This window comes from Fibrobacter sp. UWB13 (assembly GCF_900177805.1).
GTDB lineage: Bacteria > Fibrobacterota > Fibrobacteria > Fibrobacterales > Fibrobacteraceae > Fibrobacter.
Window position 1 is genome coordinate 1,977,994 of the sequence record NZ_FXAX01000001.1, and the last position, 11,977, is coordinate 1,989,970.

Genomic DNA, 11,977 nt, shown 5'->3' on the forward strand with positions numbered 1-11,977 from the left:
ACTAGAGCTTCTCCAGCTTGCCGTTTTTTATGTAAAAAACCTCTGTTCCGATGGATTTCCACTTTTGGGCGAAGCCTAGATACTTGGACTTCGCCTTTTCTGTTAGGTCGTAAGGGAACGTCAGCGACTCCACGCAATCGACCGTCACATCGCCGTGAAATTGCAGTTCAAGATAGCTGCTGATGTTGTCGCTGCGGAATTTCGTCATGTCGTTCGTCTGCGTTCCCTTCACTGGCAGCTTGCTTTCATACATGTCGTCGTAGGAAACCGCTTTCGGGTCGGTGACGAGACTGGGCTGGTATCTTTCGCTTAGGCTGTCGCCAGCCGTCCATGTGCAGGTCACTTTGTCCTTCTTGAAACGTACCGCGACATTTCCGTATTGGGTGGCGCGGTTGTGCGTCGTCGCCTCACGTAGCTTGTCATGGTCGAGAAGGTTGCCGTACTTTTCGTACTGCGAGATATTGAGCTGGTTCGCCTTTTCCGTTGAACCCAGGTCAAAGAGCTTGTGTGCTGCGGATAGTCTCAAATGGCTCTGCTTGATTGAACCGTCCGCGTTTAGCGACGGGCCGCTATACCCGCCGGAGCTTCCTGTCTCGAAGGTGTTTTTGAAATGGCTGTTGAAAACCTTTTCAAGCAGGTCGTCTTCTATGTGCATCCCCAAGTCGTGCTTCTGGAACAGCTCGCGCATCGTCGCCTCGATTTCTGCGTCGTGTTTCTTTGTCGCCGAGCCGTAGTAATGTCCCTTCTTATATTTCTCGATGGCTGTATCAAGGTGTCCGAGCGTGGGAGGCAACTTGTCGCCCTTGAGGGCGCGAAGGTCGTCGATGCTGATGTTTGTCGAGAACGGGACGCTTGAGCCGGACTTGATGCCAGCCTTGATTTTCTTGAGGCGTTCGAGTCCTTCCTTGTATTCGATTTCCTTCCTTCTCGTTTCCGCTTTCTTGAGCAGTTCCTTGATTTCCGTTTTCGCGGCGTTGTCGCCCTTGGCGATAAGCGCGTCCATTTCGGTCGTGAGCTTCTTGAGGACTGCGGACTTGGGGTGGTTCTTGAGGAATATCTTGATGGAGTCCACGCGGCCAAGTTCCGTTTCCCAGTCGATGAGGCGTTCCACTTCGGCGAGAGCTTTCTGTCTTATAGTGGCTCTTTTTGAGCGAAGTTAAAACTTTAGTAATTCCTATGGCTTTGGGAAAAGCTGTATAATCCCAATTTTAAACCACTCGAATCCGAGTGGTTTAGAAAGGAAGACGGACTCTACGCCTTTACTTTGTCGCCACCCAAAAAAACTCGCCCGTTCTGCAAAGAGAACATAAAAGAGTAGAGTTAAAAATTTCGAACATTCACGGCGGCAAAACCGCCGTTTTTTTTTGCGAACATTTTCAGAAAAATCTTGACAACCATCTCTAAAAGGATTACATTCATTAGTGAACAAATGTTCTAGTGCTCAAATTTTTCAAACACTGTGGTTTTTATGTTTGTCCGCAGGGAGGCGACGATGAAAATAAAGGTTATGGATGCAGAAATTTCCGTACAGAGAATCGGCAATGACGACTACATTTCGTTGACCGACATGGCCCATAGTCAAATGCAAGAACACATCATATTCAAATGGCTGAGCAATAAAAACACCATTGAATATCTAGGAGAATGGGAGTCTTTGTACAACCCGAATTTTAATTATACCGAATTCGGTACAATTAAAAATGCTGCAGGAAGCAACAATTTTGTTCTTTCGGCTAAGCAATGGATACTCTCAACAAATGCTCAAGGAATTGTAGCCAAAACAGGACGATATGGCGGAACTTTTGCACATAGAGATATAGCGTATCATTTCGGAATGTGGATTAGCCCCAGATTTCAACTATTATTGGTTCGCGAATACCAACGCCTCAAAGAAGCTGAACAAGCCAAGTTCGGCTGGTCTGTACGCCGTGAGCTCTCTAAAATCAACTACCACATTCATACGGACACCATCAAACAGAATTTGATCCCGGCAACACTCACAAAACAGCAAGTGAATATGGTTTACGCTAATGAAGCAGATGTTTTAAATGTTGCTTTATTTGGATTTACTGCTAAAGAATGGCGCAATGCGCATGACGATTTGCAAGGCAACGTCCGCGATTATGCAACAGTAAACCAGCTAATTTGCCTTTCGAACATGGAGTCGTTAAATTCAGTTCTGATCAAGGAAGGCTTGCCACAACCAGAGCGGTTGCAAAAACTGAATCAGATTGCGATTTCGCAGATGACCGTGCTAGAATCTATCGGAGAAAATAAACTGCTAAAATAATCCACTGCGGCCATTCACTTTCCGGACTGAATTTCGAGCAAGTCCGCCGTGAGAGTGGCGTCGTCAGGGAAATATTTTAAAGCGACATTCAAGAGGCGCACGGATTCTTCTGTGCGTTTTTGCGCGTGGACATCGTAGGCCATATTCTTGAAACCAAAGACGGCTTCGGCATTCCCGTTTTTAGCAGCAAGCTCGTAGGCATATTCGGCGCGATCATAGAACTTGGCATCGTATGCGAGGTTTCCCATGAAGATGGCGGCATCGGAAAAAACGGGCTTGATTTGCAAAATGTTATTTAAGATTTCCATGGCGATGTAGGGCTTTTTGTCTTCGGCAAGGACATCGGCAAGCTTGTACATAATTTGCGTGTCGTCAATTTTCACGCTGAGGGCTTCGCGGTAGGCGTTGGCGCTTTCTTCAAAATTCTTGTTCAGGCGGTAAACATCACCAAGATAAACTAAGAAATCGGATTCTTCGGGATGGAGCGTGTAGCCTTCGCGAATTACGGCAACGGCTCGGTCAAAGTCATTCAGAGCAATGTTCGCTTCGGAGAGCTGGTAAACGATGCTGATGTCATTTTTGTCGAGGCGGTAAGCATTTTCGATGGCGCGGAGGGCTCCGACTTTGTCGCCGGTTTTGGAGTAAGCCTCACCGAGGTAAAGCCAGCCGGAAATGTTATCGGGGTCGAGTTTGAGCGCACGGTGGTAAACGGCAATGCATTCCGGGAATTGTTTTAAGCGGAAGTAGACGCTAGCCATATTGAAAAGTGCGGGTGCAAAATTGCCTTCGGAATAGTCCACAGCCTTGCGGTAGGCGGCGGCCGCCTCGGGATATTTGTCCATCTGGTAATAGCTATTGGCGATGTTGAAACTCACGGCAACGGGATCGGCGCCGCGGTCTTCGGCCTTGCGGTACAAGAGGATAGCTTGCTTGAATTTTCCACTGCGATAAAGGGCGTTTGCGCGTTCCATCAAGTCAAAAGACGATTGCGCCGCAAACGACGAAATTACAAAAAGCAAAACAAGAATAAACACTTTCATACTAGTCTCTAAACTTCACTTCGAAGGGTTGTTCCATGCCACAGAAAGCAACGGCTTTGCCGTCCTTTTCAGCAGGGGCAAAAGTCATACGAGCAATAGCATCCTTCCCCGCTTGCGCAAGTCCAGAGCCTGCGGGAGACTCTTCGATGACTTTGATATCATACGCACGACCGCCAACATCCACACAGAAACTGAGGCGGAGCATGGCATCTATTTCGCGGTCACGGATTTGCGGCGGCACCTGAAAGTTTGCGACAGAGCGGCTTTCGGGCTTTTTATCGACATCGCCTTTTTCAGCGGACAGAGCACCACCTCGAAAATCGGCAACGAGCTCGCTGTTAATGGCAGCACCCGCAGTTCCTGAAACGGCGCCAAGAGCCATGGCAAAACGCGGTCCCGCTTTGGGCGAGCGCGAATTGGACTTTTGACGGTTCGGCTTGCGTGCCGTGCGTTTTTTCTCAATCTTCTTGTCGACTTCTTCAACTTTTTTCACAGAGACTTCGGTCTTGACGAATTTCTTTTCGTGGAAAATTTTACCCGTCAAGAACAAGTTCGCCATCGTCACGGAGAACACGAGAACCATGCTCGCGAGAATCGCCGCGAGAAGGATTGTAAAACGCTTTAAAAACTTTTTTACAAACTTTCGCATTATTCACTCAGTTACTCTGCTTGGGCGGCGATGGAGACTTTTTTGACGCCGGCCAAATTGCACATATCGATGACCTGAACGAGCACGCCGGTTTCGGATTCCTTGTCCGCAATCACGACGGCTTCGCGGTCGGGCGCTTTCGCAAGAGACTGTTTCAAGATGTCTTGCAGGCTCGCCAAATCCACCTGGCGTTCATTCATGTGAATCGTCCCTTCGCGCGTGATGGCTATGAGCAAGTTTTCTTTTTCAAGTTGGCTCGCCGATTGCGCCTGCGGTTTCGTCACATCCACACCCGTTTCGCGAGTGAACGACGACGTCACCACAAAAAAGATGAGCAAGATGAACACGATATCCATCAGCGGACCCATTTCAATGCCCACGTCTTTCTGTTTTCTTCTCGGTAAATTAAATTCCATAACAAATCCTTTAGATTGCTTCGCCTACGGCTCGCAATGACGTTGTCCAGCTCGGGTTGCAAAATAGTTGTCGATTACCGTTGCGCCAAGTTCCATTTCCTGCTTCAAGATTTCAATGCGTTCGTCCAAACGCTGTTTCATAAGAGTCAGCGGGAACGCAATCAAGAGCCCGCTCTGCGTCGAAATCAAGGCTTCTGAAATTCCATCCGCCATCAGCACCGGGTTCTGGTTTCCATACAACGTGATCACCTCAAAAGTCGAGACCATTCCCGTGACCGTTCCAAGCAGGCCCAAGAGCGGAGCGGCTGCAGCCATCACAGAAACAATGTGGTTCCCTTGTTCCATGTAGCGCACACTTTTCATCATGCGTACTTGCATGTAATCGCGAAATTCGTCATAATTTTTTTGCGCAATTTCAATCGCGTAAGAAAGTTCTCTTGAAAGAAATCCACCGCGTTTGCGAAGGTTTGTCAAAGTCGTCTGCACACGCTGTTCATCAGAGGAAGATTCGGTTCCAACAACAGCTCTTTCGCCGGTCAAGCCGCGCTGCATACGCCTCACGACTTTAGTGATATCCTTTCTGAAAAAATCGCTACCGATGCGAAACCAGCTCGAGAAAAGGAAATAGAATCCAACAACGCCCGACAAGAGGATGGGTAGCATTACTACGCCACCCGCCTCGTACGTATTCCGCAGAGATTCTATGAATATGTAATGAAAATCAGTCATAATTCATGATTAGATTGCTTCGCCTTCGGCTCGCAATGACGTATTTTACTTACTTTCCTTTCCAAAGACTTTATTCATAAGAGAAGTACTTTGCACGTAGAGTTCGCTGGTGATTTTTTCAATCTTTTCGCTCAGGAGGCCATGCAAAATCATCACAGGGATTGCAATGACAAGGCCCATTTCCGTCGTCACAAGAGCTTCGGAAATACCGCCCGCAAGTACGCGAGCGTCATTCGTCCCAACTTCGGTAATCACGGTAAAGAGCGTGATGATACCGGTCACCGTACCGAGCAAGCCCAAGAGCGGAGCAATCGTTCCCATCGCAGCCAGAAGGCCCATGCGGCGTTCGAGTTTCGGCTGTTCACGGAGCAAAGCTTCTTGCAAGGAGCGTTCCGCATTTTCACGCGTGTCGTTTACCTTGTTCAGCACGGCAAAAAGCACCATTGCAAGACTCGTCTCTTTCTTAAGGCAAAGATTTGCGGCTTCTTCGTACTTTTTCTCAGCGACAAGCGCATCCATCTTCTTGGTGAAGCGACGGCCGAGATGACCACGGTAAGAAAGCACCACGAAACGTTCAAGGAACAAGAGGAGCGCAATGATCGCCACGAGCATCAGCGGATACATAACGATACCGCCCTTCTTGAAGAACACCTTGAATTCTTCGGTCCAAGTGAGTTCTTTCGTATCGGTGATGGAATTCTTGATGGCCTTGTTCTGCAGCACATCGAGCGGAATTGCGATAGTTGCAGACTGAGCGTCCGTTGCGTTACCAGACACCGTCCCAGCCTGGTTCACGGCAGCCTTGATGTTCGCCGCCATTTCCGTGGGCAAATTTGCATTCCATTCAAAGACCTTGCCCTGCAAAGCACCAGAGCGCAATAGCGCCTGCACATCGCCATTGTCGTTTGCAACTTCGCCGAGGAACACCGTTCCCAAGCGCAAACGATTCACGTTCACATCCGGACGCGTACCAACCTGCGAAAGTTCAGCACCGTAAGACTGCGTGTAAGTGACTTCGTGACGGGCAAGCAAATCAGCCATATAGCCCTGCACCGCAGCAATCGTATTCGGCACATTTTTTTCGGCTTCAGCACTGGCGCGTTTCAAGTTCAAAAGGCGCTTGTTCATCCCGACCGGATAATCGCCAGCGACATCGCCAAGCGTCTTTTCAATGGAAAGCTTCACTTGCGTGTTGAGCGCGTCGAATGCAATTTCTTCGCTCTTGGACTTTTCTTCCGCTTCTTCGGTGACATTTTTGTTTGCCATCACTTCTTCGGTGACGCGGCCAAGATCTGTCGAAAGCTTAGAATAACGACCGTCCAGTTCACGCGTTTTATTCTGGTGTTCTTCGGTCAGCTGCGATTCGGCATAGCGATTGCTCCAATGCTTGGCATCGAGCTTTTCAAGGGAATCGGCTTTTTGCATGCGGATTCGGGTAAGCGTTTCGACTTCGCGCTGCAAATTGCGCACTTCGACTTGCAACAAGGAATCCTTGATGCGGGCTTCGTCTTCGGCGCTTTTCTTGTCGCTCGACCACGGCCATGCAAAAGCAGAAGAGGCGAGCATTAAGACAATTGCAAAAAACTTCACTAGATCCTTCGACTTCGCACTACGTGCTCCGCTCAGGATGACTCCATTTCTTTCGTCTCTCGTCTGTAGGACCATGCCCGTTCTTTCGTCTAAAATCATCTCACGCCTCCCACAACAGACAAACTTACAGGCAATTTCACAATCTGAGGAGGCTTTTTCGCCTGTTTCACGTCGATAGCAAGTTTCACAGCGGCGCGTTCCTCAAGATTCAATTCTTCGTTCCATTCATAAACAATCTTATCGTTTTCCAGCTTACGTTCCAGGCGACCATAAGAGGCTCCGTTTTCATCGACATAGACCATCCACTGGTTCCCTATGCGGAGAATTGTCGCATTCACAATTTCGCCGTTTTTGCGAGTGAGCGGGCTGTTGACCACAGAAACTTCATCGCCAAACTTGATTTCTTCATTCACGAGCGACTTCATGCGAGAAAATGCTTCTTCTTCGGTCACGTTTCCGCTTTCGATTTCACGCGTCAAAGATTTTGCACGATCAAGGCGCTTGTCGCGTTCCCACGGGAGCGTCTGCGCAATTTGGACTTCGAGCTGTTTACAGATTTTGGCAAGTTCACCGCGCAATGCACGGCGTTTTGCGGCCACGTTATCGCTCTTGTTCTTCGCGCGAGCCTGCTTGTTGCGCTCCTGCTGGAGGCTAGCGGCCACCTTGCGAATCTTAGCATTCAAGCTATCGATTTCCAGATTACGGCGTTCAACATCCGCCTTGTAGCGCTGTTCAAGCAACTGGCGGTGTGATGCATCTGCACGTAGCATCGAATCCGTCGACGCGATTCGAGTATTCAAATTTTGAATTTCAGAATTCAGCTTTTCCTTTTGCAGTTTCAAATCGCGAATTTCGGACTCGTAGTCTGCAAAAGCTAGGCCCGAAAGCGAGAAAACAAGGACCGCAAAAGGCAATATATTCAATCGTTTCATAACTATTCCAAATAGGTTGTCTCTAAATTACATTATTTAAACACCTGACCCCATCAAAAGTGTCACCGTGTTTGATGATTTATTCAAAAAATTATTGACATTTCACTTGATTGTCCTCGACTTTGCACCAATTCCCGCACATACGATTACGGAAAACAACGTCTTCTCCATAGTTCAACCAATAACGACATTCGTATTCCACTTCACGATGAAGAACACTAGATTTAAGATTTTGAAGGTAATAGCGGCTCACAAAAGCGGAACGGCATTGATCGTATCTATAGAAATCCCAGCCACGATCCGCACACCAGAGCCATAGATATTCCTTGCAATTATTTCTTTCAGGGTCTTCCATGCATTCTTTTTCCAAGCTAGAACAGTCTGCAATGTGATTGCTTTCGAAATTACTTGCGACACAATAACGTTTTAAGCCATCGGCATACGCATTAGCCTTATCTTCGGCATTAATCGTATCGGGCAAGAAGAGAGACCATTTTGTAGTATCCAGCGTCATCGCCGCTTTGACATTAGACGCATAGCAACCTTTTTCACCTCTATTGTAGACCGAATCTCTATAAATTTCGGCAGCACGTTCATTGGCATCAATCAAATCCGTTTCAAGCCAACCATCAAGCATCAATTCGCTTATTCCACCAGAACAGATTACGTCCTGATAAAGTCTACACCCGCGAGAGTCCCAACTTTCTGCATTGTCCCCTTTTTCATTGGCACAGTTGCGATTTGCGATATGATAAAAACCAACACCATCACCATTGACCATAATACTTATCTGTGTTTTTGCCATTCCGCTAAACACGCCCATTCCATTTTCAATATTCGATTCCGGGATAACGCGCGAATCCTCCACAGACTGTTTTACCTTATCCACATAATCAACATACGCATCATCCGTCGAATAAAAATCTACCGTAATTTTTCCCAACGGAAGCATCATATTCATCAGGTAAAGAGTGTCAAGATTCTTAACTCCAGCAATAGTGCGATTTGACGAAAAACCGAGGTTTTGCTGTTTTTCCAACGGGTCATGCATAGAAATTCCGCGATAACCTGTTTCATCGGCATCAGTCATACCCTTAAACATCTGGTTCATCGTCGTGTTTTGCGATTCCCCATTATTGATATCATAATTCATAATGGAGAGTACTCCACGTACTGAATTATCATATTCCATAGAAACCTTTACAAATTGCATATCCATTGGATATTCCAAAAAATCAATCGTAAAATCATCAATGGGATAAAGACGCCTTGACGCATCGTTCCATGGATTTTCAATCCACTTGTAGCTTCCATCCTGTTGGGGAGCACTCATGCCATTTACTTTAATTCTATTCGGAACAGTAGCCACAGCCTTATAGGTTGAAGCCACCGTTTGTCCAGCGCTATCCCACACAAAATAAGCGTTCATCGTATAGGATTCGCCAGCAATTCCTTCATAACTGCTTTGCGAGAAACAATTCGGTCCATGATGATAAAGTTCTATCGTGGCGTCTCTATTTTCCTTGCGGTTGTAATTAAACAAGCCACTAACCGTAACATAGGCGCTATCATAGAAACTGAAGTCCTGAGATGAAGCTTCATCAAGTTCATAGACTTTCGAGAAACAAATTTTGGTTTCTCCACTTTCAAGAATGTATCCGTACGTATAAATGCCCGTATAGACTTCACGCTCTTCGGGATAGTATTCCCATGGGCCATGAAAATCGCAAGCCACAAAATAAACAGACGAGAGAATCCAGACGAGAGACGAAAGGAATCGCCTACAAGATCCATCGACTACGTCCTTACGGACTTCGCTCAGGATGACACAATTTTTCTTTTGTCTAGAAATAGTATTCATAATTCAGCATAATCGGTAAAAAGGGGAACTGAGTAATTTCTGTTTTCTTCGGAGGATTCTTACGCGTATCGTAGAAGGTGTAGAACATGTTGTCGTGATTCGTCAAGTTGATAATCGTCCAGCTAAAGTTCCATTTGCCTTCGCGACCCATATCAACAGCCTTCAAGTCAATTCTAAAGTAGTCTGTCTGGCGGCCCGCATTGCGGCTTCCCGGGAGTACTACGATATCGTCAGAATACTTTTGCGTTCCGATTTCCTGTTGCAGGTAATATCCTTTGTACTCACTAATCGGCATTCCCGATGAATACTTGAGCGCAAGTGACGAACGGAAATAGCGGCCTTTTTTCTTGTGACGCCACAAGGCATCGTCACCACCTTTCCAGTTAATGCCCAAATCCAACTTTAAAGCATACGGCTGATGCCAACTCGGGAAATACGGCTTAGAACCATCATTCGCGCGAGCTACGCTAACACTTTGGCTCCAGTTGATTCCACCAAACCACCAACCATTATTTTTACGCAACGAAAGCTCATAACCGAATGAATAACCATCTGCCGTGCCAAAATTATCCGCAAGTACAAGCTCCTCAGAAGACGACGAATTATCGCTAGTGTCCTGTTTCATCGCAAACGTATTCAAGTTATTTTGCGTTTTATAATAAACGCCTGCGGTAAAATCATAACCTTCAAAGAGGTCGCGATGGCTGTACTCCGCCGCCATTAGCCAAGAGGAAGCGGGTTTGATGTGTTTTCCATCCGTCGTTGTCGTCGCCGGGTAATAGAATTCGTTGAGTGTTTCCTGATCGGTATAGACAATTGAATTCATGTACTGCAAGTAGTAACCGCCGTAAAGTTCCAGCGATTTCGATTCATCAAGATTGATGGACAACGAGGCACGCGGTTCAACACCAAAATGTTTTGAAGCAGTCTGGTAATTGAAACGCAATCCATATTGCAACAGCAAATCTGGCGAAATTTTCCAGGCATCCTGCACATAAGCGACGTGATGGAACGCATTTTCAATATCAGCAACGCTAATTGAAGCCATTTTTTCTTGATAGCGTTCGTAATCGTATTCAAGTTCATAACCCAAAGTAAACGTATGATTGTCGATACCGCGATAGTTCAGCCACTGTTTACCCGCAAAGGTATAAAGCAGCATTTCAATCGACATGAGATCGCTCACTTTCATCGTCTGGTAGAATTTGCTATAGGCAAGCGTTGCATTGTAATCCCAGTTGCCATTGATGCGGTGGTAAATACCAAGCGGAATAGCGATGTTACCCCAGTCCATATAAAGCGGGTCAAATTCCAAGCGGTCCTTACCCATATAGAAGCTGAGTTTCAGGCGAGTATCTTCAGAGAAGTTGTACATAAACGTTCCCTGCAAGTCCGTAAATTCATAGTCCAAATCCAAATCTAAAAGACCAATCGCATTGCACAAATCGAGAATGTAGCCAATGTAAGTTGTACGGCCTGCAAGCACCCAACGCGCTGGACCTTGATGGCCTTCTGTATGGAGCTGGGCTGCAAAAGTGCTTATCTTGACGCTCGTTTTGCTAAACCATTCATCTACAGAATCCTGACCGCCCGCACGACCATCCATCTTGAGCACAGAACTCAAACGATTGCCGTACTGCGCCGGGAATCCGCTCTTGTAGAATTGCACATCGTCAATGCCTTCAACGAGAAACGTGCTGAAAAGTCCAAAGAAATGCACCGGAGAATAGACGACAGCGTTATCGAACAGGAAGAGATTCTGGTCGGCAGCGCCGCCGCGCACATAAATCTTGGAACTGAAATCGGAACTTGCGACAACGCCCGGGAGCGCCTGAATGCTCTTGATGACATCGGCTTCAGCAAGTCCCGGCATGCGTTTGATGGACTTTGCAGAAACAACAGATTCACCCGGCTTGCGTTTGGGGCGGCGGCGCAATTGCACCACAACTTTTTTGAGCTCGGTCACTTTGGAATTTGCACCACCCGAAGCGAGAAGCTTTTCTACATCAACATCGGAAGTGCTATCGGAGATTGCCGCCGGATCCTTCGACTCCGCTTGCGCGTCACTCACAATGGCACCCGCACCTCCGTTCGAAATCGTTTCGTCAACAGTGACTTCGTTGGGGCCAAGCGTTTTGCTGAATGTGCTATCGTTACCGAAATACAGGAGTTCATAACATTTTTCCTTCTCGGCACCAGAAGTATCCGAGTTCGTCACGCAAATGTTCCAAAGCGTATCGGCAGGGAGAACAACGCTAAAAGGCGTCCCCACGGTCGTCTGCAGAGCCTCGCCCGTTTCAAGAATTTCAACATTCAGCTTTTCGTGAGCTTCAAACGAGTCATCCTGAACAATTCCATTGAAGATAATACTTTCGTGGGCTGCGGCAAACGCAACCATCATCGACAAAAAAACAACAATTCGCAGCATAAAATTCATTACAATTTCGGTTCCTTTCCCCAATGGAACACC

10 protein-coding genes and 1 pseudogene are annotated in these 11,977 nt (G+C 47.0%); 2 read left to right on the forward strand and 9 right to left on the reverse strand.

Annotated features, from left to right (window positions below; genetic code table 11):
- Position 1: 1 nt before the first annotated feature.
- Positions 2-1,111, reverse strand: a complete 1,110-nt coding sequence (locus tag B9Y77_RS08225; protein ID WP_085491172.1) for a hypothetical protein — start codon at positions 1,109-1,111, stop codon at positions 2-4.
- Between the two features lie 60 nt (positions 1,112-1,171).
- Here B9Y77_RS08225 and B9Y77_RS16325 point away from each other — a divergent pair.
- A pseudogene (locus tag B9Y77_RS16325) lies at positions 1,172-1,279 on the forward strand (KilA-N domain-containing protein); the annotation flags it as partial.
- A gap of 213 nt (positions 1,280-1,492) precedes the next feature.
- Complete coding sequence (locus B9Y77_RS08235; RefSeq protein WP_073423624.1) at positions 1,493-2,290, forward strand: KilA-N domain-containing protein; 798 nt, start codon at positions 1,493-1,495, stop codon at positions 2,288-2,290.
- Between the two features lie 14 nt (positions 2,291-2,304).
- Here B9Y77_RS08235 and B9Y77_RS08240 read toward each other — a convergent pair whose 3' ends face one another.
- From B9Y77_RS08240 to B9Y77_RS08275, 8 genes are all read right to left on the reverse strand, one after another.
- Complete coding sequence (locus B9Y77_RS08240; protein WP_085491173.1) at positions 2,305-3,330, reverse strand: tetratricopeptide repeat protein; 1,026 nt, start codon at positions 3,328-3,330, stop codon at positions 2,305-2,307.
- Position 3,331: 1 nt separating this feature from the next.
- A complete protein-coding gene (locus B9Y77_RS08245; RefSeq protein WP_085491174.1) occupies positions 3,332-3,979 on the reverse strand; it encodes an energy transducer TonB in 648 nt (215 codons plus the stop codon).
- 11 nt (positions 3,980-3,990) lie between these two features.
- On the reverse strand, positions 3,991-4,395 hold the full coding sequence (locus B9Y77_RS08250; protein WP_014545652.1) for an ExbD/TolR family protein: 405 nt from the start codon (positions 4,393-4,395) through the stop codon (positions 3,991-3,993).
- A gap of 24 nt (positions 4,396-4,419) precedes the next feature.
- Positions 4,420-5,124 (reverse strand): MotA/TolQ/ExbB proton channel family protein, encoded by a 705-nt coding sequence (locus B9Y77_RS08255; RefSeq protein ID WP_014545653.1) that lies wholly within the window; start codon positions 5,122-5,124, stop codon positions 4,420-4,422.
- A 45-nt stretch (positions 5,125-5,169) separates the two neighbouring features.
- The gene (locus tag B9Y77_RS08260) at positions 5,170-6,813 is read right to left on the reverse strand and encodes a MotA/TolQ/ExbB proton channel family protein (protein ID WP_254899967.1); all 1,644 of its coding nucleotides are present in this window, start codon (positions 6,811-6,813) and stop codon (positions 5,170-5,172) included.
- Entirely contained in the window at positions 6,810-7,646 is an 837-nt protein-coding gene (locus B9Y77_RS08265) for a DUF3450 family protein (protein ID WP_085491175.1), read from the reverse strand. Before B9Y77_RS08265 ends, B9Y77_RS08260 begins: the two co-directional genes overlap by 4 nt.
- Before the next feature lie 91 nt (positions 7,647-7,737).
- Positions 7,738-9,507, reverse strand: coding sequence for a DUF4249 family protein (locus B9Y77_RS08270; RefSeq protein WP_085491176.1), 1,770 nt, complete (start codon positions 9,505-9,507; stop codon positions 7,738-7,740).
- On the reverse strand, positions 9,491-11,935 hold the full coding sequence (locus tag B9Y77_RS08275; RefSeq protein WP_254899968.1) for a TonB-dependent receptor plug domain-containing protein: 2,445 nt from the start codon (positions 11,933-11,935) through the stop codon (positions 9,491-9,493). Before B9Y77_RS08275 ends, B9Y77_RS08270 begins: the two co-directional genes overlap by 17 nt.
- Positions 11,936-11,977: the final 42 nt, after the last annotated feature.